Genomic DNA, 15183 nt, shown 5'->3' on the forward strand with positions numbered 1-15183 from the left:
CTCAACCGTGGCGGCAACCGGCAGATCAACGCCGCCGTTCATCGCGTCGCGGTCACCCAGGCGCGGATGCACCCACCCGCGCAACAGCTCCTCGCGCGGCGCCGCGCCGGTAACGACACCCGCAAAGGCGCCCTCCGGGTCCTGAAACGYCACCTCATCGACGTCATCTTCCACGCCATGACAGAGGACCACGTCCGCCATCACGCCAACCCCGACCACCCCCTGAAACCAGCAGCCGCCGCCTGACCATTGACATAGGAGCTTCAGTTTCCGACAGGCGCGGGCGTCACCAGGAGGTGTGGAGGGGGCGGCCCTCCGCGAAGCCGGCCGTGCTCTGGAGGCCGACGACCGCCCGCTCGTGGAACTCCTCGATACTGCGCGCACCGGCATACGTGCAGCTGCTGCGCAGCCCCGCGACGATCTGGTCGATCACGTCCTCGACGGACGGGCGGGCCGGGTCGATGTACATCCGCGCCGAGCTGATGCCCTCCTCGAAGAGGGACTTGCGGGCGCGGTCGTAGTCGGAGTCGGTGGCCGTGCGGTTGCGCACCGCGCGTGAGCTCGCCATGCCGAACGACTCCTTGTACTGACGACCGTCGTTGTCGGTGTACAGGTCACCGGGCGACTCGAGCGTGCCGGCGAACCAGGAGCCGATCATCACGTTCGAAGCGCCGGCCGCGAGCGCGAGCGCGACGTCACGTGGGTGGCGCACCCCGCCGTCGGCCCACACGTGCTTGCCGAGATCCCTTGCGGCCGTGGCACATTCGAGCACTGCGGAGAACTGCGGCCGACCGACCGCGGTCATCATGCGAGTGGTGCACATGGCGCCCGGACCCACACCGACCTTGACGATGTCGGCCCCTGCCTCGATGAGCTCACGCGTGCCGGCGGCGGACACGACGTTGCCGGCGACCACGGGCACGCCGGGGTCGAGGGCCCGGACGGCCCGGAGCGCCTCGATCATCTTGTCCTGGTGGCCGTGAGCCGTGTCGATCACGAGGACGTCCGCGCCGGCGGCGAGCACCTCGGACGCCTTGGCGGCGACGTCGCCGTTGATGCCGACCGCGGCCGCGACCCGGAGGCGGCCGTCCGCATCGACGGCCGGCTGGTAGAGACCTGCGCGGACGGCCCCACCTCGGGTGAGGATGCCGACGAGCTCGCCGTGGTCGGAGACGACCGGAGCAACCTTGCGGCGGGCGGCGGAGAGTCGTTCGAACGCCTCCTGCGGGTCGATGCTGTCGGGAAGCACGACCATGTCCTCGTGCATGACGTCGTGCACCTGGGTGTAGCGATCGACGCCGGTCAGGTCCTTCTCGGTGACGATGCCGACCGGCTTGGGGCCGTCGACGACGACCGCGGCCCCGTGGGCGCGCTTGCCGATGAGGACCAGCGCCTCGCCCGCGGTCATCTGTCGTTCGAGCGTGATCGCGGTGTCGTGCACGAGGCCCCGCTGCTTGACCCAGCCCACGACCTCGCGCACGACGTCGACGGGGATGTCCTGCGGGATGACCGCCATGGCGCCGCGACGGGCCACCGTCTCGGCCATGCGACGTCCGGCAATGGCCGTCATGTTTGCCACGACGAGCGGGACGGTCGTGCCCGACCCGTCGACGGACGACAGGTCGACGTCGAGACGGCTCGTCACCGACGAGCGGCTCGGCACCATGAAGACGTCGTCGTAGGTGAGGTCGAGCTGGGGCTGGAGGCCGTTGAGGAACTGCACGAGCAACCATGCTAGGCGGCGCGCAGCGCTGCGGGGTCCACGGCCGCCTGTCAGGGTCTACCCGGAGTGGCCCCTGAGGCAGACCCCCATTCCGCGCGCTACCCCTGTGCGTGGCCGAGGAACCGTCCTAGCGTGGATGCGGGCCGCTGGCGTGCGACCCCACTCCGGCAGAGGGGCAATCACCATGCAAGAGAACAAAACCGGTGAGATCGGACGCTTCGCGAGGATCCCGTCGACCCGGGTGACGAAGTGGGTCGTCGTCGGCTTCTGGATGCTCGTCCTCGGCCTCATGTTCGGGCCGGCCTCGAAGCTCCCTGACGCCCTCAACAACGAGGCCGCGTCCTGGCTGCCGCAGGACGCTCAGTCGACCCAGGTGGTCGCCCAGATCGCCGACTTCCAGAGCAAGAACGAGTTCCCCGCCGTCGTCGTCTACGAGCGCCCGGCGGGCGTCACCCCGGCCGATCTCGCGACGGTCACGGCGCAGGTCGCGAAGTTCAACGCGATCGACACGGTCCGGCGGGACTCCATCGGCCCGATCCCGTCCGCAGACAAGCAGGCGCTCCAGGTCATCGTGCCGGTCGACGCCGGCGACGCCGGCTGGGACTCCCTCGGCGCCACCGTGACGAAGATGCGGGACGCCGCGAAGGACACGCCGGCCGGCCTCTCGATGCACATCACCGGACCGGTCGGCTACGCCGCGGACTCGTCGGAGGCCTTCTCCGGCATCGACGGCAAGCTGCTCTACAGCGCCATGGCCGTCGTCATCGCCATCCTGCTCGTCACCTACCGCAGCCCGGTCCTGTGGCTCGTCCCCGTCCTGTCGGCAGGCACGGCCCTCTTCGTCGCCCAGGGCGTCATCTACTTCCTCGCCGACGGCAACGCCCTGACCGTCAACGCGCAGAGCTCGGGCATCCTCACCGTGATCGTCTTCGGCGCCGGGACCGACTACGCGCTGCTCCTCGTCGCGCGCTACCGCGAGGAGCTGCGCCGGCACGAGGACCGCCACGAGGCCATGGCCGTCGCGCTGCACCGGGCCGGTCCCGCGATCATCGCCTCCGGGGCCACCGTCATCGCCGGCATGCTCTGCCTGCTCTTCGCGACGATGAGCTCGACGAAGGGGCTCGGGCCGGTCGCGGCCATCGGCATCGCCGTCGCCCTGCTCGTCATGCTCACCCTGCTGCCGGCCCTGCTCGTCGTGCTCGGCCGATGGGTCTTCTGGCCGGTGCGACCGACCTTCGGCTCCGTCGACCACACGCGCGACGGCATCTGGGCGCGCATCGGCGCCCGCATCGCCCGTGCTCCGCGACGCACCTGGGTCGTGACGTCCCTGCTGCTCGCCATCGCCGCCCTCGGCGTCCTCCAGCTGAACGCGTCCGGGCTGTCCAACAAGGACTCCTACTACACGGCGCCGCCCTCGGTCATCGGCGAGCAGATCGCGGCGAGGCACTTCCCCGCCGGAGCGGGTTCCCCGGTTCTCGTGCTCGCCGACGAGGCGAAGGCGGGTGCCGTCGAGACCGCGGTCAAGGGGGTCGCGGGTGTCGACACCGTCACCCCGGCCGTCTCGAAGAACGGCCGCTCGCTCATCCAGGCGACCCTGACCGCCGCACCCGACTCCGACGCCGCGACGGCCACCCTCGACCGCATCCGTGCCGCGATCAAGGGCGTGCCCGGAGCGAACGCCATCGCCGGCGGCGACACGGCCACCCGGGCCGACACGCTGCGGGCGAGCGCCGACGACAACTTGCGGATCATCCCGGTGATCCTGGGCGTCGTTCTCCTCATCCTCATCCTGCTGCTGCGGGCGGTGACGGCACCACTGGTGCTCATCGGGACGGTCGTCCTGTCGTTCGGAGCCGCAATCGGCTTGTCCGCGTTGGTGTTTCGGCACATCCTCGGCTTCGCCGGAGCCGACTCGTCGCTGCCCCTCTTCGTCTTCGTCTTCCTCGTCGCGCTCGGCATCGACTACAACATCTTCCTCATGACCCGTGTCCACGAGGAGGCGAAGCAGGTCGGGACGAGGCGTGGCGCGCTCATCGGTCTCGCCGCCACCGGAGGCGTCATCACGTCGGCCGGGCTCGTTCTCGCAGGCACGTTCGCCGTGCTCGCGACGATGCCGATCGTCGCCTTCGCCGAGATCGGTTTCGCAGTGGCGCTCGGAGTGCTGCTCGACACCCTGGTCGTACGTTCGGTGCTCGTGACCGCGCTCAACCTCGACATCGGTGGGCGGATGTGGTGGCCCAGCAAGCTCGCTCGCGACGACCGGGCCCTCAGCGAACGGGCCGGCTCGGCGGAGCGTTCGTCCGAGTCCGAGCCGGAGCTGGCCCGCACGCCCTGACGCCGAGGCCACCCCCCGACAGAGGACGTATGCCGCCGGGCCGAGCCGGGCGGCATACGTCCTCGGCTCTGCCACAGGCGTAACCCATTGACCCGAGTTGGTAATGGAGTAATCCTGATTACATGATTACGAACGAAGCACAGGAGCGGGTGCGCGGCTGGTTCGTCGGCCGCCTGCCCGAGGAGTGGCGCTCGACGCCACCAGAGATCACCGTCGACCGCGAGGAGATCACCGTCGTCCTCACGATCGGCGACGTCGACCTGCCCGACGGATCGAGCGACGCCGAGCGCGGCGAGGCGCGCGCCGGCCGCACCAAGGCCTTCCGCGAGGACACCCGCGGTCGGCGCATCGAGATCGCGCGCGAGGCCGAGCACCGCTTCGAGCGCAAGGTGTCGTGGGCGGTGCGCGTCGGCGACCGCACCGAGCTGTTCACGCACGTCGCCGCCCCCGCGATGACGCGGCTCCGCCAGCCCGAGCGACTCGTGCTCGACACCCTCGTCGACGCCGGCGTCGCCCGGTCACGCGCCGAGGCGCTCGCCTGGTGCGTCAAGCTCGTCGCCCAGCACGAGAGCGACTGGCTCGGCGAGCTGCGCGAGGCGATGTCGCACGTCGCCGACGTGCGCACGAAGGGCCCCGCTGCGTAGGCGAGACCCTTCGGAGGTTCCTGGTTCGAGGTGGAGCGTCGCGCTCGGGCGAGGCACGTCACCTCGAGCCGGCGTCAGCCCTGGTCGCCGTTGGTGCGCTTGACTGCGGAGATCTCGAACTCGAGCGAGATCTTCTCGGACACGAGCACTCCGCCGGCGTCGAGCGGCATGTTCCACTCGAGGCCGAAGTCGCGGCGGTTGATGCGGCGCGAGCCCTCGAAGCCGGCACGGAGAGCACCGTACGCGTCGGTCTGCACACCCATGAGCTCGAGCGGGATCGAGACCGGCTTGGTGATGTCGCGGATCGTGAGGTGCCCGGCCACCAGGTAGGCGTTCTCCTCGATCTCCTCGATCTGGGTGCTCTCGAAGCGGATGTCGGGCCACCTCTCGACGTCGAAGAAGTCGCCGCTGCGCAGGTGGTCGTCGCGCTGCTGGTTGCGGGTGTCGACGCTCGCGGCCTTGAGCGTCACCTCTGCGTAGGACTTCGACATGTCGTCGAGGTCGGCATAGAACCGGCCGGTCACGTCGTTGAACGAGCCACGGACCGTCGTCACCATGGCGTGACGAGCGGAGAAGCCGATGCGGGTGTGGGCCGGGTCGAAGTCCCAGTCCCCGCTCAGCGCGGCTGCGTTGTCGGTCATGGTCTCTCCCCAGTGGACGAAGGACGGGTCGCGGAATGCTCTCTCACGACCCCAGGTCATTGAATGGTTCACGATCGCCGGCGTGGACGGCAAACCGTCTGGTTGTCGCCCGCCGCGATCGCGTCCGGATCCCCCGACCTGACGACCCTACCCATACCCCTGCCCCGGGCCCCGTCGACGCACGGAGCGGCGACCCCGCGGACCATCGCGGGCGGTTTGCGAGATGGGGTGAGGGGTCGGCTATAGTTCGTCACGTTGTCCCGGCCAGGTAGCTCAGTTGGTACGAGCGTCCGACTGAAAATCGGAAGGTCGGCGGTTCGACCCCGCCCCTGGCCACAACACCGGAGCCGCAGGTTCAGATCACTCTGACCTGCGGCTTCGTCGTTCCCGGCACCTCTGAGCAGGCCGGCTGCTGCCGCCCCGTTTGTGCGCTTTGCGGCCGGTTGATAGCAACGGTGATAGCAACGCGCATCAGGCGAGCCGCTCCCCCAGCAGCTGGAGAGCCTTCCGCTTCTCGTCCAGCGAGGTGTGGGCGTAGATCGTTATCGTCACGTCGATCGCGCTGTGGCCGACGATCTCCTGGACGATGTGCGGCGCGACTCCCTCGGTCAGCAAGAGCGTCACGCAGGTGTGCTCAAATCGAGAACGCGGCAGCGGCCCGTGCAGGACCGTGCGCACCCGGTACCCCCAGCTGCGCCGCAGGGTTGTCCGGCTGCATCGGAGTGCTGACCGCCGAGGCGAACGCCATGTCAGTGTCGTGCCCCGCCCGCACCGGCCGCCAAGCACTCCTTTCCCTCGGCAATCTTGTGCGCCCTGAGAGCGGCGACGACCGGGCGCGGCAGAGGCACCGTGCGTCTGGACTTGCGGGTCTCGGGTGCGCTGAGCTGGAGCTAGCACCGACCCCTGGACGCGCTGCACCACTTGTAGGGCCTCTGCCTCGAGGTCGACTTCCTGCCACTGCAGCCCGAGCAACTCTCCTCGACGGAGCCCAAGATGGAGGCGACGACCTACGGAGCGAGGGCCGTTCACCATGCGCGGATTTCTGCAGCCGACGGGTCCCATGCGGCAGCATCACAGCGCCGCCTGTCGGGCGCTGACGTCTCACCCACATCATGCCCAGATGAATGGGCCACCGGATCTCATCCAGTCCGAGATCAGCGCCCACCTAGTCCGTGAATACGGCTCGGACTATCTCGTGGACTGCGAGATCGACATCATCCGTGGTCGTCCAGCGGCCGAGGGAGAGCCGTACGGCGCCCAGCGCCCGTTCACGATCGAGACCCATGGCGGTCAACACGGGCGAGGGGGTGTGCAGGCCGCTGTGACACGCCGAGCCCGCTGAGGCCGCGAGGGCCGCCATTGCCGGGAGAAGTTCGTGCGCTAGGACGCCCGTGATGCTCACGTTGAGCGTGTTGGGTAGGCGCGGGGCGAGCGGACCGTTGAGCTGGACACGTCCAGGCAGGCAGCGTTCGAGGTCGCCGTGAAGTTTGTCGCGAAGCGCGACAAGCCGGTGTTCGGCGCCGCCAGCCAGGTCATCGGCAGCTAGGCGGGCCGCCGCGCCCAGCGCCGCGATGAGGGCAACGTTCTCCGTGCCCGCTCGCCGCCCGCGCTCTTGTCCGCCGCCGTACACCACGGGTTCGAGACCGAGCCCCGAGCGCACAAAGAGCGCCGCAATCCCCTTCGGGGCATACATCTTGTGACCCACGATCGTGAGCAGGTCGACCTCGAGCGCAGTGACGTCGAGCGGGATCTTCCCAGCTGCCTGCGCAGCATCCGAGTGCATCAGGGCGCCGAAGGCGTGGGCGATGGCGGTCAACTGTGCGATCGGCTGGATCGCCCCGGTCTCGTTATTGGCCATCATCACCGAGACGATCGTGCGCTCGCCGTGTGTCTCCGCCGAGTCGGGGTGCCGGAGCACCCGCTCCAGTAGCACCGGGTCGAGGAGGCCGGCCTCGTCGACGGGCAGGATAGTGACCCGGGTGCCGTGGTGTCGTGCCAGCGCCGCACAAGAGGCCAAGACAGCGGGGTGCTCGGTGGCCTGGGTGACAATATGTGAACGAGCCCGGCTCGGCGCCAAGACGCTCCCGCGCAGGGCCAGCAAGTTCGCCTCGGAACCTGAACCGGTGAACACCACGTCCCCGGCGCGGCGTCCGCCGAGTAGACCCAGTGCATCGTCCCGGGCTTCCTCGATGGCCTCCCGCGGCTCCACTCCGTAGACGTGCGAACTCGATGGGTTACCGAAGCACCCCGTCAGGTACCGCAGGGCTGCATCGGCGACTCGTGGATCCACCGGCGTCGTTGCGTTGTAGTCGAGGTAGGCCGGCCGGCGAAGCAAACCCCGCGGCTCTTCCGTCGAACAGCGCAACAACTCAACCATCAGTTCAGAATTTGACGTATGCCGCTCCAACTACCCGCCCAGGGAACGTGACCCGTGAGCCCCGCTCCCAACTGCACCGCAACGACGCCGGCCAGCGGCCCGGAGAGGTGACCGCTGGGCGGGGCCTCTGACTGACGCGCGCCTTTCGGCCGCAGTTGACTGGCCCTGTGCAGGCAGATGAGCACGTCCTGGGGCTGCGTCACTGCCGTGAGGGTCGCTGCCAGGACGCGGAGCAGGTCAGAGGTAGTGCTGCCGCAGGAACGCGAGGGTCCGGGAGTTGAAGCCCTCGACGTCCTGGTAGATCGGTGCGTGCGCACATCCGTCGAAGACGACGAGCTCGGCGTCAGGGATACGCGACGTGATTGGGCTCGCGAACCGGGTCGAGGTGCATTGGTCGTGCTCGCCGAAGGTGAGCAGGGTCGGCGCTTCGATCGGAAGGGCCTGCGAATGCGGGTGCCGAGGTTCGTGATCGGCCGGTGGATCGACATCGACGTCGACCTTCTCCTCGCCGCCCAAGCCTGAACCCGGAGACCGGAGCCTGAAGCGACGCGCGCCGCCGCGGCCACGCAGGGCCCTCGGAGACGATGGCATGGTCGCATTGGCCTGCCGGACTGAACAGGGCGAGAACTTCTACTTCTGTCGGGCCGCTACGACGTCCTGCCAGCTCGGGTTCGTGAGCCAGCGACCGTTCACGTTCACCGTAGGGGATATCTCGTTCCCGTCATTCACCGCACGCACGTGAGCTGCTCCCTCCTCATCATCTCTGAAGCGGATTGACGTGAACGGCACACGATGCATCGTCAGCGCAGTGCGAAGTCTGAGCGCGAAGGGACACCCCGGCTTGTAGTAGATGACGACGGTACTGCTCATGATGTATCTCCTTTCGCGCTGCTCACGACGTCGATGTGGTCGAGACCGAGGGCGGCGGCGACAGCCTCGAGCGACTCGGCTCGCTGGTGTGCATACAGATCGTCCGGGTCGATGACCGGCCGCCCGATGGCCTTGGCCAACCAGGCACGGTCCCGTGGCGCACTGGTGCGGGATGCGTCGGCAGAACCTTGTCCGCTCAGGTTCGAGGCGAAGATCCCGGCCGCAGACCGGGGCAGGAAGTCCTCGTAGACGATCGGCGTGGCCTCGACCCAGCCGTCGTCGAGGAGCGTCACCAGGTCGCCCGGCGGAACGCCCTCGGGTCGATCCGACCGGACGGCGAACGTGTAGTAGCCGAGGTCGCGCCGGGCCAGATCGACGTCGGTGCGGGGCAGGTTCTCTTCCCAGACCGCGCGGAGCACCTGGTCGCGGGGCAGGTCAGGCGCGTTGCGGCTCCGGGCGTCTGCCTCGGCGAGCATGCGGTCGTAGAGCTGCCGACCGGCGAGAGTCGGGGCGACGCCACGGGCTTCGACCTCGCCGAACCTGACGCGCAGGTCACCACGGACGATCCGCCCGTCCGCCTCCCGGAAGAGCCGCGGCTCGGCCAGCGCCCGGAAGGAGGTCTGGCGGAGCAGGATGTCGGGCCCGTCCCAGCGCGGCGGTCCCTGGATCTGGTCGATCATCGCGATGCCGTGCGCGGCCATGCGGCGGTAGAGCTCGTCGATGTCGAGCAGGCGTGGGGTGAGGTGGTTGATGTGCGTGCTCGTCACCCCGCCGATGTCGGCGGCGACGCTCGAGACGCGCTCGAGCTCGTCGTACCAGTCGCGGTCGACCGGGTCGGGCGAGAGGGCGAACGCCGCCGTCGCGAGCTCGAGGAACCGGTCGGCGGCCGCCACCTCGAGGCCGTCGTCCCGCTCGGCCGTGTCGGCGAGGGAGAGCAGCTCGTCGGGGAACAGGGTGCGCGAGCCGAGGAAGTCGAGCAGCCGTCGGGAGAGGTCGGCGTCGAAGAAGCGCTCGTCCTCGGGCACCAACATGGACACGAACACCCGGAACGGGTTGCGCGACAGCTGGTTCGGGTCGTGCGGCCTGAAGGCGGTGGACACGACCGGGATCGGCGCCGGCGCCGCGTCGCGCAGGTCGTAGAACCCGGTCGGGTACATGCCGAGGGCGCCGAAGATGCGCGCCACCTGCGCCAGCTCGCGCGGGGTGCCGACACGGATGGCGCCGTGACGTTCCGCGGTGACGCGCTCGATGCTGCCGAGCCGCTCGGCGTCGGCGCCGAGCCGCGCGAGCAGCTCGTCGTTGACCGCTTCGGCCACCTCGAGGAGGGTTGTGTACGCGGGCACCTCGGTGCCGTACAGGTCGGACAGGCTGCGGGCGAAGCGAGCCCGAAGCTCCAGGGTCTCCACCACGGTCATCGCCACGGCTCCTCTCGACGAGTGGGTGCGCCCTCGGACGCGCGGTCGCCAGTCCATGATGCCGCGTCCACTGGAGGAGGACACCGCCCCGTGGAGCCACCGCCCTCGAGACACGGGGCCTGCGCTCACCGTCGACCTCAGCGTCTTGGACGAGTCTGCTTGACACCGTTGGGCGCCCGCGGGCCTGCGGCCGCGTGCCATCGTCAGGCCGTGCCACGCCGCCTGTCGCGCCGGACCTCGAGCTCGGTGGCCACGTCGAGGCCGAGGTCGATGGTGTGCGCCCCGAAGCGGGCCTTGGTCGACAGGTAGTGCGCGTTGGCGTCGGACAGGTGCACACCCGTCCGCACCTGGCGCTCGACGCTGATGCTGAGGCTGCGCAGCTGGTCGGCCTTGTCGGGGTTGTTGCTCAGCAGTGCGACCCGACTCACGCCGAGCGCGCCCAGCATCTGCGCAGCGGCGGTGTAGTCGCGCTCGTCGGCGCCGTAGCCGAGGGCCTCGTTGGCCTCGTAGGTGTCGAGGCCGCGATCCTGCAGGACGTACGCGTCCAGCTTGGCGTAGAGCCCGATGCCCCGGCCCTCCTGCCGCAGGTAGAGCAGGAAGCCGCCGATGGTCGCGAGTCGCTCGACCGACTCGCGCAGCTGTGGCCCGCAGTCGCAGCGCCGGCTGCCGAACACGTCTCCCGTGAGGCACTCACTGTGCAGCCGGGTCAGGGTGGGGCCGGCGATGACGGAGCCGCCCTCCAACGGGGCGGCCCGGTCGCCGAGGCCGAGCGCGACGTGCTCGAGCCCGTCGACGAGGCCATCGAAGGTGAAGACGCGGGCCGTCGTGGTGTAACCGTCGCCGAAGGTGAGCGGGACGACCACCTGGGTGCGGATCGAGGCCGCAGCCGGCTCACTCATCGTGGCTCCCGACGGCAGCGCCCTCTGCCTCGAAACGCGGCGACAACGCATACCTGAGGAGCACGACGTCGCCGATCTGGCGCACCTCGGCGAGCGTCGCCCGCCGGTCGGGGTTCCACGGAAAGCGACCGTCTCCGACGAAGCGGCAGGCCGACGAGTCGCCGACGAAGAACGGGGCGACGACGAGCTGGAGCTCGTCGGCCAGGCCGGCGGTGAGCAGCTGCGTGTGCAGGGTGCCGCCGCCCTCGACCATGAGGCGCCGCACGCCACGATCGCCGAGGTCGTCGCAGACGCGGCTCATCGTCACGGGTCGTCCGGCATCGACGACGGCCGCCGCCGAACCGATGCGGCCCCGGGCCGCGTCGACCGTGTCGCTCGGGCAGTAGACGAGCTTCTCGGCGCCGTCGGCCGCGAAGAAGCTGGCCTCGCGGTCGAGCTCGGCCCGGCGGGTCACGGTCACCTTCGTGGGCGACGGGGCCAGCCCCCTGGCGACCCGGGCGGCGCGCCGGTCGGCCGAGCGCACGAGCAGGCGCGGGTTGTCCTTGCGGATCGTGCCCGCCCCGACCAGGATCGCGTCGCTCGCGGCGCGCTCGCCGTCGACCCGGTCGAAGTCGGCGTCGTTGGACAGCACGAGGCGGGTCGTGGTGCCCGAGCCGAGGTAGCCGTCGAGGGACATCCCGCAGCTGAGCAGGGTGTAGGGCCGGTCAGCCACGGGCGGCTCCTTCGACATCCACGCCGACGCGTGCGTCGACGTCCACAACAGGTTCGGCTGGTGCGACGTGCTGCTCGGAGAGCCCATCGCCCTGACCGCTGCGGTGGGACACGAGCAGCAACGCCGCACCCGGGAGGCTGGCGACGAGCACCAGCACCCCGTACACCACTGCCGTACCCATTCCGGCGGTCGTCCCCAGCCCCGCGGCACCGAACAGCCATGCCGCGGCGCCCTCCCGCGGGCCCCAGCCGGCCACGTTGAGGGGCACGCCCATGGCGACGAGCACGAGCAGGGCGAGCGGCAGCAGACTGACCGGCGACGCCGTGACGCCGGCGCTGCGGGCGGCGACGACGAAGGTCGCCACGTGCCCGGCGACGACGAGCACCGAGGCAGCGAGGACACCCGGCCACGTCCGGCGCCCCAGCACGCCGGCCCGCAGGTCGCCGACGACGGCTCGGACCACTCGGCCGAACCGCCCTCGACCACGGCTGACGACCCATCCACTGACGGCGACGACTGCGAGGGCCACGAGGACGCCCACGACGACGGTGCCGCCGCCGACGGCAGTCCGGCCTCCCGACCGGAACGGCCACGGCAGCAACAGGCTCGCCCCCAACGCGAGCGTCCCGAGGACGACCTGCCCCGCAGTGCGCTCCCACACGACCGCACGCAGCCCCCGTCCCACGTCGCCCGCCGCGCGGCCGTGGCGCACACCGCGCCGCACGTCTCCGACGACGCCACCGGGAACGGTCACGTTGAGGAACTGGGACCGGTAGGACTCGGCCACGGCGGAGCGCAGCGACAGGTCGGCGCCCAGGCCCCTGGCCACCAGCACCCACCGCCACGCCCCGCACAGCGTCGTCAGCGCCGCGAGCGCGGCTGCCGCTAGCAGCGCCGACCCGTCGATGCCACGGAGGGCGTCGACGACCGTGTCCGTGCCGAAGCGCCAGAGGGCGATGCCGAGGATCAGCACGCCCCCGACGGGCCGCAGCCAGCGCGGGCTCCTGCGCATGGTCCACCGGCCTCTCCGTGACGAGTCCCGCTGCGGGTCTCCCTCCGGACGACGTCGAGGGAAGACGGCGGGTTCAGTCACGGCCCACCCCCTCCAGCACACGAGCGACGTCGGCGACCGTGCTCGACCAGGGCCTCAGCGTGGCACGCCGCCGTATCGCGTGAGCCCGCAATCGGGATCGGAGGTCCGCGTCGACGAGCCACGCGCGCAGCGCAGCGGCGAGTGGATCCACCCCGTCCGGCGCGACGAGCAGACCCGGCAGGTCGGGCTCGCTGGCGCCCATGGCCTCCGGCACACCTCCGACGCGGGTCGCGACGACGGGCAGTCCGCGCGCCAGCGCCTCGGTCACGACCATCCCGTACGTCTCCGCGCGCGAGGGGACCACGACGAGGTCGGCGGCGGCATACGCCCGCTCGAGCGCGTCCGCGCCGAGCGGCCCGACCAGGGTCACGCGGTCGGCGACACCGGCGGTGGCGAGCGTTCGCCGCACCGCACCGACGTACTCGGGGGCGACGTCGAGCGAGCCCGCCAGCGAGCAGCGCCACGGCAGGTCGGCCACTCGCCCGAGCGCGTCGGCGAGGTCGGCCTGGCCCTTGTGCGGCGACACGGCGGCGACGCAGAGCAGGGAGCCGCCGGTCGAGGTGCCGGGCGCAAGGGGCGCGTCGTCCACCCCCGGGTGGGCAACGTGCACCGAGTCCTCGCCGAGCGCGTACGCGTCGACGAGCAGGCGGCGCGTCCACTCGCTCGTCGCCACCACCGCCCTCGCGGCCCTGAGCACCCCACCCTCGCCGGGCCCGGCTGTGGCGTCGGTGGTCACGAGCGGCATGTGCACGAGGATGACCAGACGCACTCGCGCCGACTCCTCGACGAGAACGTCCGCAGAGCTCGAGGCGATCAGCCCGTCGACGAGCAGCACTGAGCCCGTTGCGATTCCGGCAACCACGGCAGACAGGTCAGCGAGCGCCGACGCGTGCGGGTGTGGCCAGGTGCCCGGGACAGGGTGCTCGTCGACCACCCATCCCGCCGCCCGCAGCCCGTCCAGCACCCGCCGGTCGTACGCGTTGCCTCCGCTCGGGCGCGCGGCATCGTCGATGCCGGCGGGCACGACGGCGTGGAGGCGCGTCACACGTCGCGCTCGTAGGTGGCCCACGCGACGTGCGACTCGTGCAGCGTGACGGCGAGGCCGGTCACCTGCTCGGCGGCGGCGCCGAGACCGCCCGAGCGCACCCGCTCGCAGACACGGTCGGCGACGGCGCGCGCCAGCACCTCGGTCGAGGTGTTGACGCCCTCGAAAGCCGGGTCGTCATCGAGGTTGCGGTAGGTGAGCTCGCCGACGACGTCGTGGACCTGCTGCGTGGCGAGCCCGATGTCGACGAGGATGTCGTCGTCGTCGAGGGCCGGCCCCCGGAAGGTCACGTCGACCACGAAGGTCGCACCGTGGAGCTGCTGCGCCGGCCCGAAGACCTCGCCGCGGAAGCTGTGCGCGACCATCATGTGGTCCCGGACGGTGACACTGAACAACGGGCTCCCCGATCAGTAGGTGGCTGGGTCAGTGGGTGGAGTCGTACGCGATGGTGTGGCAGATGGCGGCGAGGCTGCCGTCCGCGAGGCGGGGCAGCACGTTGGGCAGGTCCGTGAAGGGCGACTCCCCAGTGAGCAGCACGTCGAACGCCGGGTCGCGGAGGAGGCCGAGCGCGAGCTCCAGCCGTTGCGCGTACGTGTAGCGCGAGCGCCTCACTGCCGCAACGGAACCCACCTGGCTCGCGCGGATGCCGAGACGCGAGGAGTGGAACGTGCCACCGAGGGTGAGCTCGACCTTGGAGTCGCCGTACCAGCTGAGCTCGAGCACCGTGGCCTCCGGTGCGAGCAGCTCGAGAGACAGCTGGAGGCCTGCGCCGGTGGCGCTCGTGTGGACGACGAGGTCGTGCCCGCGGTCGTCCTTCTCGACGTCGTCAGGCCGCGCGAAGCCGACTCCCAGGCCCGCCGCGACGTCGGCCCGCGACCCGTCGACGTCGACGAGGGTGACCTGCGTGCCGGGGATGCGCGCGAGCAGCCGGGCGACGCAGCACCCCACCATGCCGGCACCGACGACGGCCACGCGGTCACCGACGAGCGGGGCCGCGTCCCAGAGCGCGTTGACGGCGGTCTCGACGGTGCCCGCGAGCACCGCCCGTCGGGGCGGCACGTCGTCAGGCACCACCACCACGGTCTCCGCGGGCACGACGTATGCCGTCTGGTGCGGGTGGAGGCAGAAGACCGTGCGCCCGAGCAGCGCCGGCGCGCCCTGCTCCACGACGCCCACACTGAGGTAGCCGTACTTGACCGGCCCGGGGAAGTCTCCCTCCTGGTGCGGGGCGCGCATCACTTCGTGCTGGTCGGCCGGCACGGCGCCGCGGAAGACGAGCGTCTCGGTGCCCCGGCTCACCCCGGAGTGCAGGGCGCGCACCAGCACGTCGCCGGGCCCGACCGGGGGCAGCGCGACGGGCCGGAGCTCGCCCCGGCCGGGCTCGGCGACCCAAAAGGCCTGCGCGTCGCTGGACACGCGACCAGACTAG

General features: G+C 70.8%; 15 protein-coding genes, 1 tRNA gene and 1 pseudogene. 4 read left to right on the top strand and 13 right to left on the bottom strand.

The window, feature by feature from the left end; all coding sequences use genetic code 11:
* A pseudogene (locus tag AB4091_RS20095) lies at positions 1–246 on the top strand (IS110 family transposase); the annotation flags it as partial.
* 40 nt (positions 247–286) lie between these two features.
* Here the strand turns inward: AB4091_RS20095 and AB4091_RS20100 are convergent.
* Positions 287–1723: a GuaB1 family IMP dehydrogenase-related protein gene (locus AB4091_RS20100; protein WP_442294337.1), complete on the bottom strand. Its 1437-nt coding sequence runs from the start codon at positions 1721–1723 to the stop codon at positions 287–289.
* Positions 1724–1907: 184 nt separating this feature from the next.
* Here AB4091_RS20100 and AB4091_RS20105 point away from each other — a divergent pair, with 184 nt between their 5' ends.
* Both AB4091_RS20105 and AB4091_RS20110 read left to right on the top strand, forming a co-directional pair.
* Entirely contained in the window at positions 1908–4058 is a 2151-nt protein-coding gene (locus AB4091_RS20105) for an MMPL family transporter (RefSeq protein WP_442294339.1), read from the top strand.
* A 122-nt stretch (positions 4059–4180) separates the two neighbouring features.
* Complete coding sequence (locus tag AB4091_RS20110; RefSeq protein ID WP_442294341.1) at positions 4181–4702, top strand: hypothetical protein; 522 nt, start codon at positions 4181–4183, stop codon at positions 4700–4702.
* Positions 4703–4776: 74 nt separating this feature from the next.
* Here AB4091_RS20110 and AB4091_RS20115 read toward each other — a convergent pair whose 3' ends face one another.
* A complete protein-coding gene (locus tag AB4091_RS20115; RefSeq protein WP_442294343.1) occupies positions 4777–5343 on the bottom strand; it encodes a YceI family protein in 567 nt (188 codons plus the stop codon).
* A gap of 262 nt (positions 5344–5605) precedes the next feature.
* Between AB4091_RS20115 and AB4091_RS20120 the strand changes: the two genes are divergently transcribed.
* Positions 5606–5679 (top strand) — tRNA-Phe (locus AB4091_RS20120).
* A 135-nt stretch (positions 5680–5814) separates the two neighbouring features.
* On the opposite strand, the gene AB4091_RS20125 is transcribed toward AB4091_RS20120, so the two are convergent.
* From AB4091_RS20125 to AB4091_RS20175, 11 genes are all read right to left on the bottom strand, one after another.
* Entirely contained in the window at positions 5815–5967 is a 153-nt protein-coding gene (locus tag AB4091_RS20125; protein WP_442294345.1) for a hypothetical protein, read from the bottom strand.
* A gap of 541 nt (positions 5968–6508) precedes the next feature.
* Positions 6509–7720, bottom strand: a complete 1212-nt coding sequence (locus AB4091_RS20130; protein WP_442294347.1) for a cysteine desulfurase family protein — start codon at positions 7718–7720, stop codon at positions 6509–6511.
* Between the two features lie 237 nt (positions 7721–7957).
* Positions 7958–8236 (bottom strand): alpha/beta fold hydrolase, encoded by a 279-nt coding sequence (locus AB4091_RS20135; RefSeq protein WP_442294349.1) that lies wholly within the window; start codon positions 8234–8236, stop codon positions 7958–7960.
* Positions 8237–8350: 114 nt separating this feature from the next.
* Complete coding sequence (locus tag AB4091_RS20140) at positions 8351–8590, bottom strand: glutaredoxin domain-containing protein (RefSeq protein WP_442294351.1); 240 nt, start codon at positions 8588–8590, stop codon at positions 8351–8353.
* Entirely contained in the window at positions 8587–10005 is a 1419-nt protein-coding gene (gene hglS, locus AB4091_RS20145) for a 2-oxoadipate dioxygenase/decarboxylase (RefSeq protein ID WP_442294353.1), read from the bottom strand. The genes AB4091_RS20140 and hglS overlap by 4 nt, the downstream gene beginning before the upstream one ends.
* 203 nt (positions 10006–10208) lie before the next feature.
* The gene (locus tag AB4091_RS20150; protein WP_442294355.1) at positions 10209–10904 is read right to left on the bottom strand and encodes a GTP cyclohydrolase II; all 696 of its coding nucleotides are present in this window, start codon (positions 10902–10904) and stop codon (positions 10209–10211) included.
* Positions 10897–11616 carry a RibD family protein gene (locus AB4091_RS20155; RefSeq protein ID WP_442294357.1) on the bottom strand — a complete coding sequence of 240 codons (720 nt, stop codon included), beginning with the start codon at positions 11614–11616 and terminating at the stop codon, positions 10897–10899. Before AB4091_RS20155 ends, AB4091_RS20150 begins: the two co-directional genes overlap by 8 nt.
* Entirely contained in the window at positions 11609–12628 is a 1020-nt protein-coding gene (locus tag AB4091_RS20160) for a lysylphosphatidylglycerol synthase transmembrane domain-containing protein (RefSeq protein WP_442294359.1), read from the bottom strand. Before AB4091_RS20160 ends, AB4091_RS20155 begins: the two co-directional genes overlap by 8 nt.
* A 73-nt stretch (positions 12629–12701) precedes the next feature.
* Positions 12702–13754, bottom strand: coding sequence for a glycosyltransferase family 4 protein (locus AB4091_RS20165; RefSeq protein ID WP_442294361.1), 1053 nt, complete (start codon positions 13752–13754; stop codon positions 12702–12704).
* Positions 13751–14122 carry a 6-pyruvoyl trahydropterin synthase family protein gene (locus tag AB4091_RS20170; protein WP_442294363.1) on the bottom strand — a complete coding sequence of 124 codons (372 nt, stop codon included), beginning with the start codon at positions 14120–14122 and terminating at the stop codon, positions 13751–13753. The genes AB4091_RS20165 and AB4091_RS20170 overlap by 4 nt, the downstream gene beginning before the upstream one ends.
* A 55-nt stretch (positions 14123–14177) precedes the next feature.
* Complete coding sequence (locus AB4091_RS20175; protein WP_442294365.1) at positions 14178–15170, bottom strand: zinc-dependent alcohol dehydrogenase; 993 nt, start codon at positions 15168–15170, stop codon at positions 14178–14180.
* Between the last annotated feature and the right edge of the window lie 13 nt (positions 15171–15183).

Source organism: Terrabacter sp. 2RAF25 (assembly GCF_052115265.1).
Lineage (GTDB): Bacteria > Actinomycetota > Actinomycetes > Actinomycetales > Dermatophilaceae > Terrabacter.

What these genes read in the sequence shown, in the direction of transcription:
- AB4091_RS20105 (WP_442294339.1), top strand. Translation starts at nt 1,908, where the DNA reads ATGCAAGAGAACAAAACCGGTGAGATCGGACGCTTCGCGAGGATCCCG.
- AB4091_RS20110 (WP_442294341.1), top strand. Translation starts at nt 4,181, where the DNA reads ATGATTACGAACGAAGCACAGGAGCGGGTGCGCGGCTGGTTCGTCGGC.
- AB4091_RS20115 (WP_442294343.1), bottom strand. Translation starts at nt 5,343, where the DNA reads ATGACCGACAACGCAGCCGCGCTGAGCGGGGACTGGGACTTCGACCCG.
- AB4091_RS20130 (WP_442294347.1), bottom strand. Translation starts at nt 7,720, where the DNA reads ATGGTTGAGTTGTTGCGCTGTTCGACGGAAGAGCCGCGGGGTTTGCTT.
- AB4091_RS20140 (WP_442294351.1), bottom strand. Translation starts at nt 8,590, where the DNA reads ATGAGCAGTACCGTCGTCATCTACTACAAGCCGGGGTGTCCCTTCGCG.
- hglS (WP_442294353.1), bottom strand. Translation starts at nt 10,005, where the DNA reads ATGACCGTGGTGGAGACCCTGGAGCTTCGGGCTCGCTTCGCCCGCAGC.
- AB4091_RS20150 (WP_442294355.1), bottom strand. Translation starts at nt 10,904, where the DNA reads ATGAGTGAGCCGGCTGCGGCCTCGATCCGCACCCAGGTGGTCGTCCCG.
- AB4091_RS20160 (WP_442294359.1), bottom strand. Translation starts at nt 12,628, where the DNA reads ATGCGCAGGAGCCCGCGCTGGCTGCGGCCCGTCGGGGGCGTGCTGATC.
- AB4091_RS20170 (WP_442294363.1), bottom strand. Translation starts at nt 14,122, where the DNA reads ATGATGGTCGCGCACAGCTTCCGCGGCGAGGTCTTCGGGCCGGCGCAG.